The sequence below is a fragment of the Blastopirellula sediminis genome (assembly GCF_020966755.1).
Lineage (GTDB): Bacteria > Planctomycetota > Planctomycetia > Pirellulales > Pirellulaceae > Blastopirellula > Blastopirellula sediminis.
In genome coordinates this window covers 3975700-3998599 of record NZ_JAJKFT010000010.1, presented here as the reverse complement: position 1 = coordinate 3998599, position 22900 = coordinate 3975700, and the positions used below count along the sequence as shown (strand labels likewise).

15 protein-coding genes are annotated in these 22900 nt (G+C 59.5%); 4 read left to right on the top strand and 11 right to left on the bottom strand.

Translation table 11 applies throughout. The features are described 5' to 3' along the window. Positions 1-42: 42 nt before the first annotated feature. Entirely contained in the window at positions 43-573 is a 531-nt protein-coding gene (locus LOC68_RS27825; RefSeq protein ID WP_230225076.1) for a DUF4190 domain-containing protein, read from the top strand. Positions 574-751: 178 nt separating this feature from the next. Here the strand turns inward: LOC68_RS27825 and LOC68_RS27820 are convergent, their stop codons facing one another. Beyond that, positions 752-2170 (bottom strand): MATE family efflux transporter, encoded by a 1419-nt coding sequence (locus LOC68_RS27820; protein ID WP_230225075.1) that lies wholly within the window; start codon positions 2168-2170, stop codon positions 752-754. 57 nt (positions 2171-2227) lie between these two features. Further along, complete coding sequence (gene speA, locus LOC68_RS27815; protein ID WP_255670690.1) at positions 2228-4141, bottom strand: biosynthetic arginine decarboxylase; 1914 nt, start codon at positions 4139-4141, stop codon at positions 2228-2230. 122 nt (positions 4142-4263) lie between these two features. Between speA and LOC68_RS27810 the strand changes: the two genes are divergently transcribed. Further along, a complete protein-coding gene (locus LOC68_RS27810) occupies positions 4264-5148 on the top strand; it encodes a hypothetical protein (RefSeq protein ID WP_230225073.1) in 885 nt (294 codons plus the stop codon). A gap of 201 nt (positions 5149-5349) precedes the next feature. Here the strand turns inward: LOC68_RS27810 and LOC68_RS27805 are convergent, their stop codons facing one another. The 4 genes from LOC68_RS27805 to LOC68_RS27790 form a co-directional block, all read right to left on the bottom strand. Further along, complete coding sequence (locus LOC68_RS27805) at positions 5350-6441, bottom strand: hypothetical protein (protein WP_230225072.1); 1092 nt, start codon at positions 6439-6441, stop codon at positions 5350-5352. 104 nt (positions 6442-6545) lie between these two features. After that, entirely contained in the window at positions 6546-7541 is a 996-nt protein-coding gene (locus LOC68_RS27800; protein ID WP_230225071.1) for an NADPH:quinone reductase, read from the bottom strand. Between the two features lie 90 nt (positions 7542-7631). Next, complete coding sequence (locus tag LOC68_RS27795; protein ID WP_230225070.1) at positions 7632-8618, bottom strand: glycosyltransferase family 2 protein; 987 nt, start codon at positions 8616-8618, stop codon at positions 7632-7634. A 285-nt stretch (positions 8619-8903) separates the two neighbouring features. Next, positions 8904-9212 carry a hypothetical protein gene (locus LOC68_RS27790; protein WP_230225069.1) on the bottom strand — a complete coding sequence of 103 codons (309 nt, stop codon included), beginning with the start codon at positions 9210-9212 and terminating at the stop codon, positions 8904-8906. A gap of 349 nt (positions 9213-9561) precedes the next feature. Here LOC68_RS27790 and LOC68_RS27785 point away from each other — a divergent pair, with 349 nt between their 5' ends. After that, positions 9562-10908, top strand: a complete 1347-nt coding sequence (locus LOC68_RS27785) for a nucleotide sugar dehydrogenase (RefSeq protein WP_230225068.1) — start codon at positions 9562-9564, stop codon at positions 10906-10908. A gap of 259 nt (positions 10909-11167) precedes the next feature. On the opposite strand, the gene ilvE is transcribed toward LOC68_RS27785, so the two are convergent. From ilvE to LOC68_RS27755, 5 genes are all read right to left on the bottom strand, one after another. After that, positions 11168-12028, bottom strand: coding sequence for a branched-chain-amino-acid transaminase (ilvE, locus tag LOC68_RS27780; protein ID WP_230225067.1), 861 nt, complete (start codon positions 12026-12028; stop codon positions 11168-11170). Between the two features lie 241 nt (positions 12029-12269). Then, a complete protein-coding gene (locus LOC68_RS28685; RefSeq protein ID WP_315858766.1) occupies positions 12270-14192 on the bottom strand; it encodes an ABC transporter ATP-binding protein in 1923 nt (640 codons plus the stop codon). Between the two features lie 28 nt (positions 14193-14220). Further along, complete coding sequence (locus LOC68_RS27765) at positions 14221-15342, bottom strand: ABC transporter permease (RefSeq protein ID WP_255670691.1); 1122 nt, start codon at positions 15340-15342, stop codon at positions 14221-14223. A 13-nt stretch (positions 15343-15355) separates the two neighbouring features. Beyond that, positions 15356-16342, bottom strand: a complete 987-nt coding sequence (locus LOC68_RS27760) for an ABC transporter permease (protein WP_230225065.1) — start codon at positions 16340-16342, stop codon at positions 15356-15358. A 37-nt stretch (positions 16343-16379) separates the two neighbouring features. Beyond that, a complete protein-coding gene (locus tag LOC68_RS27755) occupies positions 16380-18347 on the bottom strand; it encodes a peptide-binding protein (RefSeq protein ID WP_230225064.1) in 1968 nt (655 codons plus the stop codon). Positions 18348-18772: 425 nt separating this feature from the next. On the opposite strand from LOC68_RS27755, the gene LOC68_RS27750 reads away from it, so the two are divergent. Next, a complete protein-coding gene (locus LOC68_RS27750; RefSeq protein WP_230225063.1) occupies positions 18773-22588 on the top strand; it encodes a DUF7133 domain-containing protein in 3816 nt (1271 codons plus the stop codon). Positions 22589-22900: the final 312 nt, after the last annotated feature.

Here is a 22900-nt window from a genome sequence, read left to right as displayed (position 1 = left end):
ACCCTCTAGGAATGAGAACCATTTTTTCCAGAGGGATCGTCCATGTGCTGTCGTAACTCCAATTCAGCCAAACCGTTGCGTCCCCCGGTCAACGCGCTGGGGATCTGGGGCTTTTTCGTTTCGCTGTTTGGGTTGGTCTTCACCCTCGGGCTGCTGAGTCCGATCGGATTGATCCTCAGCCTCCTGGCGATGTTTCATCCGCGCCGCGGCTTTGCGGTCGCCGGCTTCGTAGTCGGCATGGTGGGAACCGCATTGATCGCGGCCATTGTCGGTACGGCGGCGGTGGCGACCGAAACGTATCATCACTACGCCCACGAAGTGCCGCAGATCGAGCAAACGCTGGCTCGACTCGACGACGCGATCGTCGTGATTGAAACCGATCGTCGCGAAAAAGGGGAGCTCCCCGAAGGGGTCGACGGCAACAAGCTGGTCCTGCCGATCACCGACGCGTGGCAACAATCGGTCCGCTACGAACCGGAAGACTCCGGCATCGACTACGCCGTCCGCAGCGCCGGGCCCGACATGAAGTTCGACACCGCGGACGACCTGCGGATGGTTCCGACCGCTCACTAAAGACGCAACACTAACCCGAGGCGCGAGCCGAGGGAATGCGTTTGGCTAAATAACGAATGTCGAAACCAGAATGACGAACGAATGTGATTTCGTCATTCGAGCTTCGGCATTCATCATTTCTGGGATGACCGAATTCCCTCGGCTCGCGCCTCGGGCTACGATGGCTTTTCGCGTTGTTCTACACTTCAATCTCGCGCCAACCGCCATGGAGATAACGCACGGTCATCAGCAGCGCCCGGACGACGACGTCGAAGACCATCACCCACCACGCGCCGACGATTCCGTAACCCAGGCCAGGAACGTCGCCGATGATCGGTAGCGGGATGACGTCAAGCGCAACGATGTAAACGCCGGGGATGCGGATCCCCAATTGCCCGATCATCGTGATCATAAACGGGAACCGGGTATCTCCCGCGCCACGCAAAGCGCCAGCCAAAATCGCCAACACCGCCATGAACGGCGTCGAAAAGGCGACGATCTTCAGCAGCCGCACCGTCAGCTCGGCGGTCTCCGCATTCGTACTCCCAGGCTCAACCTTCCCCAGATAGAGCCACGTTAGTATATCGCCGCCGAAATAGAGGAAGACGCCGTAAGCGGTTACTAGCGCCGCGCCGGCCGCCAATGAATGCATCGTGGCGCGAAACGCTCGCGCGGGATCTTTGGCGCCGAGAAACTGCCCCGTCATGGTCGACGCGGCGACCGCGAACGCGCCGGCGCCGAGATAGCTCGGACCTTCGCACCGCACCCCCAGTCCATGCGCCGCGGCAGTCAGCGTTCCCATGCTGTTGATGATTCCCAGGTACCAGAGATGGCAACTGAGCGTCAGGGCGTCGTTGGCGCCGCTCGGCAGTCCAACGCGGATCAGCCGCCAGATCATCTTCCAATCGGGACGCAGCCAGCGCAGATGCATCTTCATTCCGGCACGACCGCCGATCAGCAGCAGCAGGATCAAACACCCGCCGACGATATGGGCCGCGGCGGTTCCGATCGCAATGCCGGCCCAGCCCAGCTGCGGCGCTGGTCCCCAACCAAACGCCAGCGTCGTGCTGACCGCGACGTTGATCAGGTTGACGATCGTCATCACGCCGAGCCCGCTCACCGTATCTCCGGCACCATGCAGACACGCGGTGCCGATCGCGATGATCATTAGAAAGGGGAGGGAAGGGGCGATAATCTGCAGGTACTGGACCGCCAAGCGAGCCGCGTCCGCTTCCAATTGCATAATCGAGACGAAGCCGCTCGCGCCGAAGTAGAGAGCCGCCGTGCCGATCACCGCCGCAAATGCGCCCGCGACCAGCGCTTGATTGGCGGCCAGCGCTGCGTCTTCCGTTTCTCCGGCGCCGATCAGCCGTGCGATCACCGCCGTCGCACCGACGCCGACCGACGCGAAAATCGTGAAGGTCATCCACATCGCGTAGGCCATCAGCCCGACCGCCGCCAGACCGGGCGTCTTCAAGTCGTCCGGCAGCGCATGCCCGGCCAGGTAGGTGTCGACCATCCCAACTAGAAACTCAAGCGACTGCTCCGCCAACACCGGCACCGCAAGTCGCAACATCGGGCGAAATTCGCCGCTGGCGCGAACAAGATGCGTCGACAATTCCCGGCTCCACTCAGAGCGTCAAACGCCGCTAGTCGGCGGCGTTCGACCGTCGGACTAAGGCGACTTTTCCAGATAGGTATAGCCGCGGAGACCTTGCTCGTAGTACTGCATGATCGCGCCCGCTTCCTTGTGCTCCAGGTCTCCCTTGCGGGTCATCTCTTCCACCGAAGACTGCATCTTGTCGACCAGCTCGCGTTCGGTGAACTGGACGTACTTCAGCACTTCGGTGACGGTATCCCCTTTGATGATGTGCGAGAAATGAGGCTGCCCATTTTCGCCCAGTTCGACGTGCACGGTGTTCGTGTCGCCAAACAGGTTATGCAAGTCGCCGAGGATTTCCTGATAGGCGCCAACCAGGAACGCTCCCAGGATGTACTGCCCGCCGTTCAGCTTGTGCAGCGGCAACGCCCGCTTAACGTTCCGCAAATCGATGAACGAGTCGATCTTGCCGTCCGAGTCGCAGGTAATATCGCCGATCACTCCCAAACGCTGCGGCTCTTCGTCCAAGCGATGAATCGGCATCACCGGGAACAATTGGCCGATCGCCCAGCTGTCAGGCATCGACTGGAAAAGGGAGAAGTTGCCGAAGTAGGTGTCGCTGAGCAGCCGATCCAAGCCGTCCAGATCTTCCGGCACGTTCGACAAGCTCTTGGTCAACGTACGGATCTTGGCGCACAAGCTCCAGTAGATCGTTTCGGCGATGCTCCGCTGTTCGAGCGTCATATTGCCGTTGCTGAACATGTTCAACGACGTGTCGAGCGCCATTTGGGCGTCGTGGAAGCTTTCCAGCACCGTCCGCTGCGAAACGTTTTGATGCGCTTCGTACAGATCGCGGAGGGGCGCCGGAGCGTCATCCGGCAGCGGATCAATCTGATCGCCGCTCACTTGCTCAGCGACGCCGAGGACCTCAAAAATCAGCATGCTGTGGAACGCGACGATCGCACGACCGCTTTCCGACAGCAAATGCGGATGGGCCACCCCGGCCGCATCGCAAATCCCCTGGACGTGCGAAACGACGTCGCGAGCGTATTCTTCGATCGAGTAGTTCATGCTCGACTCGAAGTCGGTCTGCGAACCGTCGTAGTCGACCCCCAAACCGCCGCCGACGTCCAAGTAGCACAAACCGGCGCCGCGACGGACCAGGTCGACGTAAATGCGGGCCGATTCGACCAGCGCCGACTTCACGTGGCGAATGTTGCTGACCTGGCTCCCCTGATGGTAGTGGAGCAGCTTGAAGCAATCTTCCATGCCGCGCGATTTCAGCTCTTCCAGGCCTTTCAGCACTTCGGTCACGGTCAGGCCGAACTTGCTGCGGTAACCGCCTGAGGCGGACCACTTGCCGGCGCCGCGGGAAGCGAGCTTTACCCGCATCCCGATCTGCGGGCGAACGCCGATCTTTTCGGCGTATTCGAGAATCAGCATCAGTTCGCTGTACTTCTCGACCACCGGGATGATGTTGCGGCCGATCTTCGTCGCGTACATCGCGATTTCGATGTACTCGGCGTCTTTGAAGCCGTTGCAGATGATCGGGGTGTCGTTGTCGGTCAGCGCGATCACGGCCAGCAGTTCCGGCTTGCTGCCGGCTTCCAGGCCAAACCCATGCTTGCGGCCGAACTGCAGAACTTCTTCCACCACCTGACGCTGCTGGTTCACCTTGATCGGGTAAACGCAGGCGTACTTGTTTTGATAGCCGTACTCGCGGATCGCCACGTCAAAGACGTCGCGGATCTCTTTCAGGCGGTTTTCCAGGATCCCGCTAAAGCGAACCAGGATCGGCAGATCGAGCCCGCGCTGTTCCAGGCGACTCACGATCGATTCCAACTCGACCGAGACCTCGGGATCGCGGTTGGGGTGGACGGCCAACTTGCCGTTTTCGGTGATGGAGAAGAATCCCTTGCCCCAGCGCGCAACTTCGTACAGTTCGCGTGAGTCGGACACGGTCCATCGATTGCCTGCCTCTGTGAGCATCGCTAACCTTAGATTGGAAATGTCAAAGGCGGAACGCCTGCCTCCAGGCGTTACGGGTGGGAAAAAGCCAATGCCGTGTATTCTACGGCATTTGGCGCCAGTTGCGAAAGGAAGCATCCCCGATGAAACCGGAGTTAACCTGGCTGGCCAGCAGTTCCGCCAGTTTTCTGCATGTGGCCGAACTTCTCCGCCGGGGCGAGACGATCAACGACCCAGCCCTCGCCCAAGCGGCCGCTGAGCCGCTCGCACTGCTCACCGCCGACCTGGAAACCTCGGGAATGGATGTTCGCCGTTTTTGGCGTCACGTGGTCCCTTTGGCGGCCGGAATTGAGAACGAAAAGGAGCTGGTCGAGGTCGTTATTCGGAAAATTGGGGGCGGCGGAGGCCCCGAAGACAGCTCCCGCGTCTCCGGCCGAATCCGCGATCTGAAGCTGGCGATGCGTACCGCCAAACCGAATCTGACCGACGAACTGACCCAGCGCGGCGGCCCGATCCGCGAACATTGGGAAGCCCGCGGTCCGGGACTTTTGCGGTATTTTGGGTTCCTGACGAGCGAAGATCTCCTGACCGAGACCGCCACCGTGATCCTCGTTCTGCCATGTCGGGGGGGAGGACTGCGGGCCCATCTGCCGTACAACAGCGTCCGCTTGGAGGCGATGCTCTACGACGGGGAGCCAAAATTGCCCGAAGTGGTCCGCTTGGCCTGGGGGCTGGCGCAGTTGAATCTAGACCTGCCGATCTATAGCGATCTGATCTCGCAGGATCGGCTGCCGACGATCGCCGGCCTGGCCGTGCTGCCGCCGATTCTCGCGTCGGCCGAATATGTCGAGCTGACGCAGTTCAATGAGGCGAACGTGAAGCTGGCCTGCGAAACGTGGCGATTCCCGCAAGGGGTAGGCCTCGATCTTGCCGGGACGGCGCTCACCTGGTGGAACACCTACCAGCAAAGCAAACCGCCCTGGCCGGTGGCCCTGCAAGCGCTCGACCGAATGGTGCCGGAGTTCTAAGAGAGCACTCTCCCCACACTAACCCGAGGCGCGAGCCGAGGGAACGCGGTCTGCATGAAATGACGAATGTCGAAGCTCGAATGACGAACAAACTCTCCCATTCGTCATTCTGGTTTCGACATTCGTCATTGGCCTAACGCATTCCCTCGGCTCGCGCCTCGGGTTAGTGTCGATGTCATCCGGCGTCTGAAGAACCCGCTCTTACTTCTTCGGCTCCACAATCCGCACGCGGTGGTTGTTCGTGTCGCCAATGTAGACCGTGCCGTCAGCGCCGACGCAGACGCCGTGGGGGCGATCCATTTCGGCTTCGGTGGCCGAGCCGCCATCTCCGGCGCCGCCGCGAGCTTTCGGGCCTTGGCCGGCGACCGTCGAGACGGTGGCATTGTCGAGATCGATGCGGCGAATCGTTTGGTTCTCGGTGTCGACGACGAACAGATCATGGTTCGGGCCGAGGGCGATTCCCTTCGGACCGTTGAAGCGAGCCGTTTTCGCCGGACCGCCATCTCCCGCGAAGCCAGCCTTGCCGTCGCCGGCGACGTGAGTCAGCTGCTTCGTCGGCAGATCCAGACGCCAGACGCTATGTCCTTCACGCAGCGCGATCCACAAGGTGTCGCCATCGAGGAACAACGCCCGCGGGCCGATCAGCGGCTTGGTCGCGTCGAGTAGACCTTCGCTCGGCAGCGACTTCTGACCGTTGCCGGCCAGCGTGTCGATGATGCCGGTCTTCAAATTGACGTGGCGAATGCGATGGTTGGCGATATCGGCGATGTAAAGGTTTTCGCCGGCCGGATCGACCACGATGCTATGCGGTTGACTCAGCTGCGCCTTGGTCGCCGGACCGCCGTCGCCCGAGAAGCCAGCCTTGCCGGTCCCGGCGAGCGTTTCGATCTTCTTCGTTTTGCTCGAGACGCGACGGACGTTGTTTCCCTTCATGTCGACGATGTAGAGATTGTCGTCAGCGTCGAAGCGGAGTTCGTACGGTTCGATCAGTTGCGCTTCGGTCGCCAGTCCACCGTCGCCGGCGATGCCCGGTTCGCCGGTTCCCGCGACCACGGTGATCTGCTTCGACTTCGGGTCGAGCCGCAGCACGCGATGGTTTTCGACCTCGGCGATGTAGAGAGCGCCATCAGGACCGACCTCGACGCCGAACGGCTGACCGACGTTGGTTTCGAGCGCGGCGCCGACGCCATTCGGTTTCGGCTTGCCGGTCCCTGCGATCGTGACGATTTTGGGCGAATCAGCCAGTAACGGAACGGCGACCAGCAGACAAACAGCGAAGGCGAGCATACGCATGGCGGGATAGTCCTAACAAGAACGGTGGGCGCTTCGGGCTACTATTTGGCAAGGTCCGCACAGCGGACCCTACGCAAGAAGTATAGTTCAACCGGATGCGCCGATCACGGGTGGAGGACGATTTTGCCGGCCAGGGTTTGCTGCTTGTGGAGGGTGTTTCCTTCCTGCAGCTCGTGCGCTTGCGCCGCTTCGCTGAGCGGGAATTCGGCGCCGATCTGGCTCTTCAGCTTCCCGGCGCCGAGCAGCGAGCTGATCGCTTCGCCGCAGACGCGCATTTCGGCCGGGGAAGCCTTGAACATCACGAAGCCGAACATCCGTCCTTGCTTGACGTAGAACGGGCCGACCGGAAACTCCGGCCGGGCGGTCCGCCCCGCCATCAGGACGATGCGACCTTTTTCGGCCAGCGAACCGACGATCAGGTCAAAGTCCGGCTCGCGCTGCGTTTCCCAGAAGACGTTCACGCCGTCAGGCGCCAGTTCTTTGATCCGCTCGGCGACGTTCTCGGTCTTGTAGCAGACCACTTCGTCGGCGCCCAACTGGCGGCAAATCGCCGCTTTCTCTTCGCTGCCGGCGGCGGCAATCACGCGCGCTCCGGCGAGCTTCGCCATTTGCAGGACCATCGAACCGACGCCGCCGGAACCGCCCTGAATGTAGAGCGTCTCGCCGGGCTGAAGATCCGCGTTCTCTTTGAAGAGCCCCAGATGGGCGGTAACGCCGACCAGCGCACACGCAGCGGCGCACTTGTCGCTGGCTCCGTCCGGCAACTTGTAAAGCCACTTCGCATCGACGGCACTGTACTCGGCGAAGACGCCTTGCTCGCCGCGAAAGCCTTGATTGGTGCACCAGACCCGATCGCCAACTTCGAGCCCTTCGACCTCGGCGCCCACTTCCTCGACAACGCCGGCCAAATCTGCGCCGATGATGTAGGGCTGCGGCAGCTCCCAATAGTTCGCGCCGCCGCGGATGTAGGTGTCGATCGGATTGACCGAGACCGCCGTCATTTTGACCAGCGCCTGACGCGGGCCGATCTGCGGCATCGGCAGATCGCCATACTGAATGACGGAAGGAAGACCGGGCTCGGTAAAGTAAGCGGCTTTCATGGTGCGTCGACCTGGCGGGGCGAAGATACGTAACGAGCAACGTCGTTACGTATCATATCCGAGCCGCTGGGGCCTGACGACAAGCCGAGCTTACGCCGCACGTCGATCAAGCGGAACCGCATGATCGAAATCGTGGTCAAAGTTGGTCAGCGTACGAACGGCGTACGGCTGCTTGCGAGCGTCCGAGTAGTAGATTCGCGCGTTGACTTCGCCGATCATGCCAAGGCTGAAGAACTGCCCACCCATGATCGTCGAGAGGACGCACAACAGCAGGAGCGGATTGCCGGTCATGTCGACTCCGCCGATCAACTTCATCGCGACGACGCCAAGCGCCGAAGCGGCCGAAATCGCCAAACAGCCAAGTCCCAAGCGACCGAACAGCTTCATCGGGCTCGAGAAGAAGTTGAGCATGTAGGTAATCGTGAGCAGGTCGAGCACCACGCGAGTCGTGCGACCGATGCCATATTTGGTGGTGCCGAAGCGGCGAGCATGATGCTTGGTCACCACTTCGATGCAACGAGCGCCGCGTTGATGCGCAAGGATCGGGATAAACCGATGCATTTCGCCGTACAGTTCCAACTCTTGGGCGATTTCGCGACGGATCGCTTTCAAGGTGCAGCCAAGGTCGTGAATCGGGAACTTGGTCACCTTCGAGATCAACCAGTTGGCGATCTTCGACGGCAGCTTCCGATTGACCAGCGCGTCTTGGCGATTCTTCCGCCAGCCGTGAACCAGGTCGTAACCTTCGTCGATCTTGGCCAGCATCATCGGGATGTCGGTCGGATCGTTTTGCAGGTCGCCGTCCATCGTGATGACGACGTCGAGCGAAGCGTATTGAATGCCGGCATGCATCGCGGCGGTTTGACCGTAATTGCGGCGGAACTCGACCACCTTCACATTGTGATCAGCGGCGGCGATCTCTTGCACGCGAGCCAAAGTCCCGTCGGTCGAACCATCGTCGACGAAGATGATTTCATAAGGTCGGTCCAAGTTGGAGACGACGTCATGAATCTGCTGGTAAAGGTGCGGGATATTTTCGAGTTCGTTATAAATCGGAACGACGACCGAAACGCCCATGCTGTGCGATCCTCTTTTGCTAGCTTCCATGCCGCAATCGCTACGCGTGCGAATTGTTGAGGCGGAGTTTAGTCGAACAAGGCTAAACGGACAACCTCAATGGCTCGATGCCCCTTAGTACGAGAAACTAGGCAAAATGGTTTTCGGGAAATCTTCTCTCCTCCTGGTGCCATGCTCTTGCGGCGATAGCCGGATGAGCATGTCTTCGATGCTTCGCCACAGGATTAAGACATGCTCATCCGGCGAAGACGCCGCAAGAGCATGGCACCAAGGTTGTCATATTTCCTAGCAGACGCCCCGGGCCAGACTTTCGATCTTGTCGAGGGCCAGCATCAGTTGGCTCCACTCGGCGACCACTTCCAGGGTGTCGTATTGGGTGTCGGGAAGGCGGTCGAAACCTTGTTCGTTCAGCGTGATCGCGTCACCCAGCACCATGCCGCCGACCGGTTCCTGATCAGCTTCGTCCGGAACTTCATCGACCAGCGGGAGGACTTGTTCCATCACGCGATGGACCGACCAGAGAGCGGCGCGGCGAGCGTCCGCAGCTTGAATGACCAAACGGACCGAACCCGATTCAACGTAATACTTAGCCATGACTCGATTCCTTTGCTTCCTGCGTTTGCAGCCTGTTATTTCTCTCGGCAGGCTGCTGGATCGCATGGATGCGATCCCAAAATAGCGACGCAAGTCGATATTTTGCGAGCCGTAAAGAGCTCCGCTCTGAACCTGGCGAGGTTGAGAAATGCCACGATGGCATTTCTCAACAGGCATTTGTGACCAGCGGGTCTTCCCCGCCCGCAGTTACTTATCGCAGTCGGCCCGACACCTTAGGTCCTAGGACGAAAGATTCTGGAAAAACGTTCGCAAAATAAGGATGAAGAGGACTGTGCTAGAATTACGATTTCAAGATGGAACATCTGCGTAGCTTTCGACGACGGAAATTATGAGCAAACCCGCTAGCACCGACCAATTGGCGACCCAGCTCCACCAAGCGATCCTCGGCAAAGAGGCCAAAGTGGGGGTGATCGGCCTCGGCTATGTCGGACTGCCGCTGGTCCAGGCCTTTATTGGCAGCGACTTCTCGGCCCTTGGCTTTGACGTCGATCAAAAGAAGGTCGACGCTCTCTCGCGCGGCGAAAGCTACATCAAGCATGTCGACTCGAAGTGGATCGCCGACTGGGTCAAAAGCGGACGTTTCGCCGCGACCAGCGATCCGCAGCGCCTGTCCGAAGCGGACGTCCTGCTGATTTGCGTGCCGACTCCGCTCAATACGTCGCGCGATCCTGACCTGACCTACGTCGAGTCGACGGCGCAGATGATTGCCGAGAACCTGCGCCCCGGTCAGCTGGTCGTCCTCGAAAGCACCACCTATCCCGGCACGACCCGCGATGTGGTCGCTCCGATCCTGACCAAGTCGGGCCTGACCCCGGGGGTCGATTTCTTTCTGGCCTACAGTCCCGAGCGGGAAGATCCCGGCAACCCGAACTTCACCGCCAGTGGCATTCCGAAGGTGGTCGGCGGATACGATCCGGTCAGCCTGAAACTGGCCGACGCGTTTTACGCCCAGGCAGTCGTGAAAACGATTCCGGTCAGCAGCTGCGAAGTGGCCGAAGCCTGCAAGATTTTGGAGAACACTTACCGCGCGGTGAACATCGCGCTGGTGAACGAACTGAAGCTCCTCTTCGATCGGCTCGACATCGACGTCTGGGAAGTGATCGAAGCGGCCAAGACGAAGCCGTTCGGTTTTCAGGCGTTTTATCCAGGCCCCGGTCTCGGCGGACACTGCATCCCGATCGACCCGTTCTATCTCAGCTGGCTCGCGCGGGCGAACGAGATGCCGACGCGGTTCATCGAATTGGCCGGCGAGATCAACACGTCGATGCCGCAGTACGTGGTGCAGAAGCTGTCCGACGCGCTCAACGACGTTCGCAAGCCGACCAACGGCAGCAAAGTGCTGATCCTAGGCGCTGCGTACAAGAAGAACGTCGACGATCCGCGCGAAAGCCCGACCTTTAAGATCATGGAGTTGCTGACCGAGCGGGGCGCCGTCCTCTCGTACAACGATCCCTTCATCCCGAAACTCCCCGCGATGCGGCACTACGATCTGCCGCCGCTGGAGAGCGTTCCGCTGACGCCGGAAAACCTGGCGTCGTTCGACGCGGTGATGATCGTCACCGATCACGACGACTACGATTACCAGCAAATCGTCGACCATTCGCAGCTATTGATCGACACGCGCAACGCCACGAAGAACGTGACGAAAGGCCGCGAAAAGATCATCCGCGCGTAAGGCTCTTCCACTAGCCCGCAGCGCAAGCAAGGGAATGCGGCGCCCATCCACAAACGCAAGAACGAAAGAAGCCCGCAGGACGAGTGACTTCGCGAAAGTCATTCTTCCTGCGGGCTTACTTGTTTGACTTGCGACCTGTTGGCGCCATGCTCTTGCGGCGTCTTCGCCGGATGAGCATGTCTTCGCCCTGGATAAAACGCATTGAAGACATGCTTACCCGGCGAAGACGCCGTGAAAGCATGGCACCCAAGAATCCGGCTTACGAACGGGCCAGCTTGTGGAACAGCTCCTGCAGCTTCACCGTGATCGGGCCGGGGCGGCCGTCGCCGATCGGGCGGCTGTCGATCCGAACGACCGCGATCACTTCGGCGGCGGTTCCGGTCATGAAGCATTCGTCGGCGACGTAGACGTCGTGACGGGTCAGCGTCTTTTCGGCGGTCGGGATGCCGGCTTTGACGGCGATCTCAAGCACCGCTTCGCGAGTCACCCCTTCCAGGATGCCGGCGTCCGTCGGCGGCGTCATCAGCTGGCCGTTCTTCACGATGAAGATATTATCGGCGGTGCACTCCGACACTTCCCCTTTGTGGTTCAGCATCAAAGCTTCCAGGCAGCCCGCCTTCGAAGCTTCGCACTTCGCCATGATGTTGTTCAGGTAGTTCAGCGACTTGATTCGCGGGCTCAGGGCGCCCGGATGATTGCGAATCGTGCTGGCGGTGACGATCTCGAGCCCGTTCTGGTAGAACTCTTCCGGATAGAGCGAGATCTTGTCGACGATGATGATCACTTGCGGATTCGAGGTCCGTTCCGGGCCCAAGCCCAACGTCCCGGCGCCGCGGGTGATGACCAGGCGGATATAGCAGTTGGCCAGGCCGTTCTTTTCGACCGATTCTTCCACCGCTTCGGCCATCGCTTCGATCGGCATCGGGATATCGAGCAAGATCGCCTTGGCCGAATCGTAGAGGCGTTTCAGGTGCTGCTCCATCCGGAACACCTTCCCCTCGTAGACGCGCAAGCCTTCAAACACCCCGTCGCCATAGAGCAAGCCGTGATCGAAGACGCTGACGACCGCTTCTTCTTTGCTGTAGAACTTACCGTTGATGTAAATTTGCTGCGACGACATGCCATCTGCCGGGGTTGAAAGTGCGCCACTGGGGGCGGCGGTTGAAATGGAAAGCGACATTATAGCGACAACCTGAATGAGGGTAGGGGGGGAGATAATTCGCGTCCGAACTACCAAAGGAGCGATATCGTCCCCAGTGGGTTCACGGGGTCAGAAAATTCGTCGCCATTTCGGATAATTCGTACAAAGCGGGCGCCATATCAGCCCTGAGCCCCGCTGGCTGCGATGAAGAATCGCCGTTCTAAACTCCTGCCATCCGGGCTGCTAGGGCAGTTTTTCGCTCCGCCTGTCGCTGCCGAATATGGTCCAGGTCGTCCTGCGGCGTCGCACTGATCAGCCGCTTGGTGTAGTCCTGCTGCGGATTGGCGTAAATGTTGTCGGCCGGGCCAAACTCGACAATCTTTCCTTGATTCATGACGGCGATCATGTCCGACATGAATTTGACCACGCTCAAGTCGTGACTGATGAACAAATAGGTAAGCCCGCGACGAAGCTGCAAATCTTTCAGCAGGTTTAACACTTGGGCCTGAACCGAAACGTCGAGGGCCGAGACCGACTCGTCGCAGATCAGGAACTCTGGCTCGACCGTCAGGGCGCGCGCGATGCAAATGCGCTGTCGCTGGCCGCCGGAAAACTCATGCGGATAACGTCGCAAATGCGACGCGTTCAGGCCGACTTCTTCCAACAGGGCGGCGGCCCGTTCGCGGCGTTCCTTCTTGTTGCCGATTTTCTGGATCACCATCGGCTCGCAGATCGCCGCTTCGACCGTCATGCGCGGATTCAAGCTGCCGTACGGATCTTGAAAGATGATCTGAAACCGGCGGCGCATCTGGCGTAGTCGCCGTGCTCGTTCCCAGTGATCGTAAGCGGCCCAGGGGAGGACATCCGCCATCGACGGCGGAGGATTGAGCGCAGAGAGTTCGACCCCGTCAAACGACATCTCGCCGGAGGTCGGACGAATCAGCTGGATAATCGCGCGCCCGGTCGTCGTTTTGCCGCAGCCCGACTCGCCCACCAGGCCAAGCGTTTGCCCGCGATAGACGTTGAAGCTGACTCCGTCGACCGCCTTCACATGACCAGCGACGCTCCGAAAGATCCCTTTGCGAATCGGAAAGTGAACATGGAGATCGCGAACCTGAAGCAGCGGCTTTTCCCCTTCGGCGACCGACTTCGCATCAGCGGCGTGATGACCTTCTTCCCACGGATGCCCCATCGCGGCAAGTTCCGACTTCGGATGGAGCAAGCGTCCTCGTCCGGTCGTCATCAATTCGCCGAGACGTTTTTCGTCGACAAACTTCTCGGTGATCTTCACTTCGCCATCTTCGGTCGTCGCTTCCATGAAGTCGTCGACCGTCGGCAACAGTTTGTACTTCGTATCAAGTCGCGGACGGCACGCGAGCAAACCTTTGGTGTAAGGATGCTGCGGGTTCTCGAAGATCGAGACGACGTCCCCTTGCTCGACGATCTTGCCGCGGTACATCACCGTAACATAGTCGGCAATGTCGGCGATCACGCCGAGATCGTGCGTGATGAACAAGACCGCCATGCCGCGCTGATCGCGGAGGCGGCGGAGAATATCGAGGATCTGCGCCTGGATCGTCACGTCGAGTGCGGTGGTCGGTTCGTCGGCGATCAGCAACTTCGGATTGCAGGAAAGGGCCATCGCGATCATCACGCGTTGCTTCTGCCCGCCCGACATCTGATGCGGATACGAATTGACCCGCTGCTCTGGATTCGGGATGCCGACTTCCTCGAACAGTTCGATCGTCCGCTGCCGGGCTTGCTCTTTGGTCACCTTTTGATGCAGCAGGATCGCTTCCATCACCTGCGAACCGACGGTGAAGACCGGGTTGAGCGAGGTCATCGGCTCTTGAAAGATCATGCCGATGTCTTTGCCGCGAACCTTGCGCATTTCGGGTTCGGGCAGCTGTACCAGATCACGTCCTAGAAACGAGATCGAACCTCCCTCGATATGCGCCGACTTGGCGAGCAGCTGCATGATCGTCAGCGACGTCACGCTTTTGCCCGAGCCCGACTCGCCGACGATCCCCATCGTCGTACCGGGATCGATGTGCAACGAGACGTCGTCGACCGCCTTGACCAGGCCCTCTTCGGTCCGGAAATAGGTCTTGAGATTGTCAATCCTAACGAGCGCTTCAGTCATGTTTCAATTCGCTTCGCTGATTTGCCTATTATCCTTCACGCGTCCGCGGATCGGTCGCTTCCTGGACCCCTTCGCCAATCAAGTTGTAGGCGAGCACCGTCGAGAAAATCGCCAAGCCGGGATAAACGACCAGCCACCACATCGAATCGATCTTCGTGCGGCCGACGCTGAGCAGCGTTCCCCAACTCGGATTTGGGGGAGGAGCGCCGAAACCGAGGAAGCTAAGCGCCCCTTCGGTCAAGATCGCCGACGCGATGCCGAACGAAATCGGCACCAGGATCGGAGCCAGCGCGTTGCGGAGAATGTGGACGAACATCAGTCGCAATTGCCCGGCGCCAAGCGAACGAGCGGCCGACACATATTCGATTTCGCGGATCTTCAGGAACTCGGCCCGAGTCAAACGGGCGACGCCGGTCCAGCCGGTCACTCCAATCAGCACCATCAAGTGCCAGATCGTGATGTCGTCCAGAATCGAGCGCACCGCCAGGATCAACACGAGCGTCGGCAGACACATCATCACTTCAATCAGGCGGCTAAGAATCGTATCGATCCAACCGCCGTAATAGCCGGCCAGTGCGCCGACGACGATGCCGATTGACGCTGCGATCCCCATCGACACGAAACCGACCAACAACGAGATCTGCGTTCCGTGCACCATCTGGGCGAAGACGTCGACGCCGTCTTTGTCGGTCCCCAACAAGTTAAACTTATTCGGCTTACCGTCATCGCCGTAAGGATTCGCCGGCTGATTCGGCCATTCCTCTCCTTCGATCGGCCGATACGGATCTTGGTAGACCAGCGGCCAGATCGCCCAGCTGTCGGGATCGTTCTTCTTTAGGTTCTCGGGGTAGACGCCGCGGAACTTGTCGTTGATGAAGACCGCCTCGGTCTTATACGCCTGCTTGTTGAAGCCGAGAATCCGATAGTAGTAATAGGTGCAGGGGAAGTGAATCTCTCCCTTGTACTCGCAAACGATCGGTCGCACGCCGACGATCATCGGGGCCGTCAAGGCGATGATCGACAGGAAGACGACGTACGTCAGAGCAATCATCGCTTGCGGCCGACGCCGAAAATTGCGCCATGATTCGGCCCAGAATCCGCGAGATTCGCGCGGCTTGCTGGCTGCAGGAGTGGGCTTATCGCTCGTCATGTTTTCGTAACGCTTAGGAATAAGAAATACGCGGATCGACCACGCCGTACAACACGTCGGCGAGCAACTGCCCCAGCAACGTCAGGCTGGAAAACATCAGGACCAGCCCCATCACGAGCGGATAGTCGCGTTGGCTGATCGCCTCCAGGAAGAGCGCGCCCATTCCAGGCCAACTATAGATTTTCTCAATAATGATCGCGCCGCCGAGCAGCGCCGGCAACGTCATTCCGATCAGCGTTACGAACGGAATCATCGTGTTGCGGAACGCGTGAACCGTCAGAATTTTAAAGGGGCCAACCCCTTTCGCTTTCGCGGTGCGAATGTAGTCTTGCTGCACCACTTCCTGCATGTTCGCTTTGATAAAGCGCGTGTAATAAGCGAGCGACGTGTAGGTGAAACAGAGCACCGGCATCAGCGAATGCCGAAACAGATCCCACGTCTTGCCAAACGTCGACAGCTCGCTGTAGTCCGAACTAACGATCCGATCGAGCGGCAACCACCCCATTTTGACGTGCAGAAAAATCTGCAGATAGAGCGCCGCGACGAAGACCGGAACGGAATAGAGCATGTAGAGCGTTATCGACGTTCCACGTTCCACGACCGTCCCATTTCTCGCCGACGAATAGAGCCCCAGCGGGATCGACAGCAAATAGGCCAGAACCAGCGACGTGGTCGTTAGCAATAGCGTCGCTTTGAAGCGTTCTCGGATCAGATAAGAGACCGTATTGGGCTGCGTCAGTGAGTTCTGCAGGTCTCCCCGAACCACGCCGCTCAACCAATCGACATAGCCAAGCGTCCAATGCTTGTTCAGACCAAACTGCTCCTTCATCCGGTCATACTGCTGGGCGCTGATCGACTTGTCGGTCTTTTCGTTGGCCCCAGCGATAATCGCCGTTAGCGGCGAGCCCGGCATCGCACGCACGAGGCCGTAGACAAAGGCGGTAATGATGATCAGCGTCAACACGCTGATCATCAATCGTCGAACGATATAAGTGAGCATAAGCTAGTTTTCTTCGGTTTCGCTGGCCGGAAACAACTTACGGCTTGGCAACCCAAATGCTGCTGAAGCCGGGGCTGTAGTTGTAAGGTCCGCGGGGGCTAAAGCGATAACCGCGGAGCTTCTTGTTGAAACCGTAGAACGAGTTGCGGTAGAAGAGCCAGGTATAGACCTGATCGTCATACAAAATCTCGTGCACCTTGCCGTAGATCTTGGCTCGCTTTTCCTTGTCGAACTCACGCAAGCCTTCTTCAAACAGCTTGTCGAGTTCCGCATTCGAGTACTGGCCGTAGTTACGCCCCTCGCCGGTGCCGAAGATGTTTTCGACCGAGTAGGGGTCGGTGCTCGTTCCCCAGCCGCTGACCGACGCTTCAAAGTTATGGTCCAGGTTCAACTGCTGCAGCGCGGTGAACTCGACCATCTTGATGTTGCACGCGACGCCGATCTTGCTCAGGTCGCGCTTCAGCAGCTTACAAACGCGTTCCGACAGCGGGTTCGGCGGGCAGATGATCGCAAACTCAAAACGGACCGTCTTGCCCTTGATTTTCTTATCGCGGATGCCGTCCAGATCGGTATCGCTCCAGCCGGCTTCGTCGAGCAGTTCTTCCGCTTTGTCCAAATCTTGCTTGTAAGATTCGGGGAACGGCTTAGGCGCCATCCAAGCGGTCGGGTGAAACGGACCGGCGGCCGGTTCGTACAACCCCTCAAACACCTTGTCGAGCATTTCCTCATGATCGAGGGTGTACGACATCGCCTGACGGACTCGCTTGTCCTCGAAGAACGGCGACTTCACGTTCCAGCAAATATGGAAGCTGACCCATTCGGTATCGGTCGCCTTCGTATTGTGCTCGTAGAACTTGTCGTCGTTCGCTTGCGTCTTCCAGAGATCGGCGGAGATCGCCATCTCGTCGATCGAGCCGGTCTTCAGCGCCAACATGGCGGTGTTCGGATCTTCGATCACGCGGAAGCGGATCGTCTTGATGTACGGCTTACGGCGAACTTGCTTGCCGTCGACCATGTAGAAATCGTCACGGCGTTCCAGCACGATTTCCTGACCGCGATCATGCTTGACCAGCTTGTAAGGTCCGCCGCAAACCGGGTTCTTTTCCAGGTCGGAGTGGGCCTTGCTGAAACGCATCGTCGGGTCTTCTTTGATCGTCTCTTCGTAGACGTGCTTCGGAATCGTCGGGAAGTTGATGTTCCAGACGTTGACCGGCGTCGATTCGCGGTGGAAGTAGACGATCGTGTTGTCGCCGTAGGCTTGCACCCAGCGAATCCGATCGGTGCCTTGCTTCACCGCCGGCACGCGCGACTCCGGATCCATGATCACCTGGAACGAGAACATCACGTCCTGGGCGGTCACCTTCTTTCCATCCGACCAATAGATGTCGTCACGCAGGACGACCTTGTCGTACAGTCCGTCTTCGCTCGTCTGCCAGCTCTTGACGTAGTCGGAGCTCGCCAGCGGATCCATGTTCCAGTCGAAACCGAACACCTCGATCCCCATCAGCCCGACCACGTCGAACTCGGTCACCGAGCTGACCATCAGCGGGTTGGTGCTCTTGGCGTCGCCGCCAACATGACGAACCACGGTCGAGTCGTAATCGACTTCGTCTTCCGACGCCGGCAAACGGCCGAGAGCCGACAAGATCTTTTCGTTATTAACTTTGTCTTTCGGGTAGTCGTTGCGAAGCGTGAGAGCGGTCTTCGCATCGGTCAGCGGCGGCTCTTTTGCAAGTTGCTCGCGAAGCAGTTCGATTGGATCGACCACCCGCTGATCGACCCATTTCACCTTCGCGTCGATCTCTTCCAGCGGCGGAGCGTCAAATGGCTCCAGCAGCACTTCCTCTTCGGCCGGCTCTTCCTTCTTCTCTTCTGCTGATCCACTCTCCGAGGTGGTCGGCTCCTCGGTGGTCGTCGTCTCGCCTCCAGATCCGCCGCATCCAGATAGCCCAGCTAGCAACAGAAATGCAAAGATGAAAAACCCTGGGAGAGGACGCCAATTCATCAGCACTTATCCTTTCCACGGCGTCGCCGGAAGGGAGCGAGGCCGCGCGCGGTGGGAAAACAAGGAATAGAGTCAAGCAGGGCAAGGCAGGCAATTTTCACAAACACTGCACCCGCTATAGACAGGGTGTTTGCATCCTATTCTGTTCGCCCAGTAACGGTCAATAACAAGTAAATGCGTAACTTTTTTCCCTTACTTTTCTCGCAATGGATGCGCCAGACTGCTGGCGCCTTTTCGCGGCTGACCGTGGCAATTTTTCATAATTATGCCGGACGTGACAGTTTTGCTGATTTTGTGAATCGTCAGGCCCGATTCTTGAAATGATGCCGCATTACCCTTCCTTTGACGCAGCGTCGTGGGATCCCGGCATACCCCCCAGGGCAGAGAACGTAACGAAGCAAATTAGCCGAATGCTCGAACCAGCCATGAACGCCAAAAGACTGACTCAGCTCCTAACTTGCGGACTCCTGCTGATTGCCGCAGGCGCCGCTGAGGCCGAGACCGCTAACTGGATCTGGGCCCCACAGCATTCCAAGGACGCCGTTCCGCGAACGAGCTGCTTCTTCCGTAAGACGATCAACGTCCGCGGGTCGCAGCGCGTTATTCTGCAGGTCGCCGCTGACGACGCCTACGAACTCTGGATCAACGGGGCTCGCGTCGTAAGTGGACACTCCTGGCAGCAGATGCGCACGATTGACGTCACGCGTCACATCGTCGCCGGGCGCAACGTCGTCGGCGTTCAGGTCACCAATACGACCGGCTCGACCGCCGGCCTGGCGGTTCGAATTGAATTCACCGACCAGAACGGCCGCATCCAAGACGTCGTCTCCGACGCGACCTGGCTCGCCAGCACGCGCATTATTCCGCAGTGGCAATCGCTGCAATACAACGATTCGCAATGGTCGGCCGTCCAGGTCTTCGGCCCGCAAGGGAGCACCGCTCCTTGGCTCGCCGACGGAGCGATTCCGACTCCTCCGCCGGAAACTCCGGCGACCACCGTCTCGACTCCGGTCCAGCCGCAAGAAGAGCCCCGTTTCCAGATCATGCCGGGCTTCGCGATCCAGGAAGTGATCTCGGCCGACAAAACCGGTTCGCTGATCGCGATGGCCTTCAACGAGTTCGGCGGCATCGTCGCCTCGCAAGAGGGTGGCCCGTTGATGCTCTTCACCGACGAGAACAAAGATGGCGTCGTCGACAGCGCCCGCGTCTACTGCGACGAAGTGAAAAACGTCCAAGGGATCCTGCCGCTCAATGGCGACGTCTATGTCGTCGGCGAGGGCCCGCAGGGAACCGCGATGTATCACCTGAAGGACGAAGACCAGGATGGTACGCTGTCGATCGCCGAAACGCTGATCAAGTTCACCGGCCCGCTCGGCGAACATGGCGCCCACCAGATGGCGCTCGGCCCGGATGGCCTGATCTACCTGACGGTCGGCAACCACACCCAGTTGGCCGGCAAGATCTCCGAAACCAGCCCCCATCGCAACTACTACGAAGGGGACCTGGTCAAACGTTTTGAAGATCCGGGCGGACATGCGGTCGGCGTGAAAGCCCCGGGCGGCATGATCCTGCGTACCGACGTCGACGGCAGCTTCGTCGAAGTGGTCGCCGGCGGTCTGCGTAACTCCTATGACCTGTCGTTCAACCGCGACGGCGAACTCTTCACCTACGACTCTGACATGGAATGGGACGAAGGTCTCGTCTGGCACTTGCCGCCTCGCGTGATGCAAGTCATCCCGGGCGCCGAATTCGGTTGGCGCAGCGGCTGGGCGAAGTGGCCTTCGTTTTATCTCGACGCCTTGCCGGCGACGCTCGAAACCAAAGCGGCTTCGCCGACCGGCATGGTCTTCTACGATCACCAGAAATTCCCGACTCGCTTCCAAGATCGCCTGTTCGCGTGCGATTGGTCGAACGGCCGGATCACCACGCTGCAGTTCATCACCGATCGAGCCGGATACCGCGCCCAACAGGAAACCTTCCTGGAAGGAAAGCAGTTCAACGCCACCGACATTGACGTCGGCCCGGACGGTTGGCTCTACATCTGCACCGGCGGTCGTGGAACCGACGGCGGCTTGTACCGCATCGTCTGGAAAGGCGACGAACCGGCGGGCCAGCTGAAGGATGACGAAACCGGCATCGCCGCCGCGGTTCGCCAACCGCAGCCGCACAGCGCCTGGGGCCGCCAGCACATTGCCGAAATCCAACAGGAGATGGGATCGACCTGGGACGCCCAAGTCCAAGGGGTCGCCATCGCCGAAAAGAATCCGTCGCAGTTCCGCGTTCGCGCTTTGGAACTGATGCAACTCTACGGTCCGACTCCCAGCATCGAATTCCTGCTGAAGCTGTCGAACGATCCGGACGCCGACGTCCGGATGAAAACGATGAAGCTGCTGAGCCTTCGCAGCGAACCGGAAGCGCTCGACCGGATCACCGACATGCTCTCGGACGCGAGCCCGAAAATTCGTCGCGCGGCCTGCGAAGCGCTCGCCTACAAAGATACTCGCGTACCGCTCAGCCTGATCCAACCGATCCTGACCTCCAGCGATCGCCGCGAAGCGTGGTCGGCCCGCCGGCTGCTCGAACGCCAGCCGGTTGACGAGTGGTTCTCGGAAATCCTGGCGACCAAAGACGCTCACCTGTTCAACATGGGCGCCGTCGCGGCGATGATCGCCGACCCGACGCATGAACGTGCCGTCGCGATCTGCAACCGGGCGAGCGAGCTGCTCGACAGCTACTTGTCCGACCAGGACTTTAAAGACACGATGCGCGTCATTCAGGTGGCCATCTTCCGTGGCGAAATGCAAAATTCGGAACTGGGTCGCTTGGGCGAACAGATCGCCCGCGAGTTCCCGGCCGGCGACCACGTGATGAACCGCGAGCTAATCCAGACGCTCGCCTTCCTCCAGGAAGGTTCGATCACCGATCGCTATATCGCTCACCTCGACAGCGACATCCCCAACAGCGAACGCTTGTTCCTGGCGATGCAGATGACCTTCATTCCGACCGGCTGGAGCCGCGAAGAGAAGCTGAAGCTGATCGGCCATCTCGAACGAGGTCTGGAGATCGATGGCGGGGAAGGGCTGCGAGGCTATGTCGAAATGTCGACCAAGCAGTTCGTCAAACATCTCGATCCGGAAGAAAAGCTCCTCTTGTTGACGGTCGGCGACGTTTGGCCGAACGCCACCCTGGCGGCTTTGTTTGAATTGCCGGAACAGCGCCCGGCCTACATCGTCGAAACCCTCTGCGGCGTCGACAAGAAGTTGCAAGGCCGCGAAGGGGCCGTGATCGAACGCCTGCAGATGGGGATCGTTGCGATCCTCGCCGAAAGCGACGACGAACAGATGATGTCCTACCTGCGAGAAGTCTATCGCGACTATCCGGAACGCCGCGCTTCGGTCGCGATGGGCCTGGCCCAACAGCCGACCGGCGAAAACTTCGCCTTGCTGCTCGACAGCCTGTCGATTTTGAAGGGTGAGTTCGCCAGTGCGGTCCTCGCCAAGCTGCGAAACGCTCCGGCGACCTCGACCAACCCGGAACATATCCGCCAACTGATCATCCTCGCCGACCAACTGCAGGATGAAGGGGGGATCAACGCGATTCGCTTGCTCGAAAAATGGACCGGCGAATTTCCGGCCAGCAACACCGCGCCGATGGCCGAACGGGTCGTCGCGTGGCAAGATTGGTTCGCCGAGAACCATCCCGAAATGCCGGCCGCCAAACCGCTCGACGTGGCGAAAGGAAACTGGAACCTGGACGAGTTGCTCGATTACCTGACCGGCGACGAGTTCGTCGGCGGCAATCACGCCAACGGCAAGGCGGTCTTCAAGAAAGCCCAGTGCGCCGCGTGCCATCGCGTCGGCTCGCTCGGCGAAGCGGTCGGTCCGGACTTGACCGAAGTCGCGCGTCGCTTCCAGAAGCGACAGATCCTGGAGTCGGTCCTGTTCCCGTCGCATGTGATTTCGGATCAGTACGCCGCTCGCAAGGTTCTGACGATGGACGGCCAGATCTTCGTCGGGCTCGTGACTCGCACGACCGAAGGGGACGTCATCCTGACCGGCCAAGACGGCCAGAAGCGAACGATCCTCGCCAACGAAATCGACGAGATCGCCAGCAGCCCAACCAGCGTGATGCCGGAAGGCCTGCTCGATCAACTGACTGCGGAAGAAATCGCCGACCTGATGACCTTCCTGGGCGCCGCCCCGGAAGCGAAAATCGCCGGCGGCAAAAAGACGACCCGCTAGTCAGCGCCAAAATCACGAGGTCACCCGAGGCCGATCCAAACGGATCGGCCTCTTTTTTTGCGCCCACCACGCCAAACACTAGCCCGCAGCGCAAGCGAGGGAATGCGGTCGCAAGTTGATCGCGGTAATGAAGTCGCGATCATCTCGGAGCATTAGCAGGGGAGAATTCGGGCACGCTCGTATCGACGGGCGAAACGAATTCCCTCGCTTGCGCTGCGGGCTAGTGTTCCGTTTCGGGAAAAATTGCAATCCCCTCCGGCGTCGGCTATAAAAATCGAACACTCATTACCTCGTCATGCAACATCTCTTCTC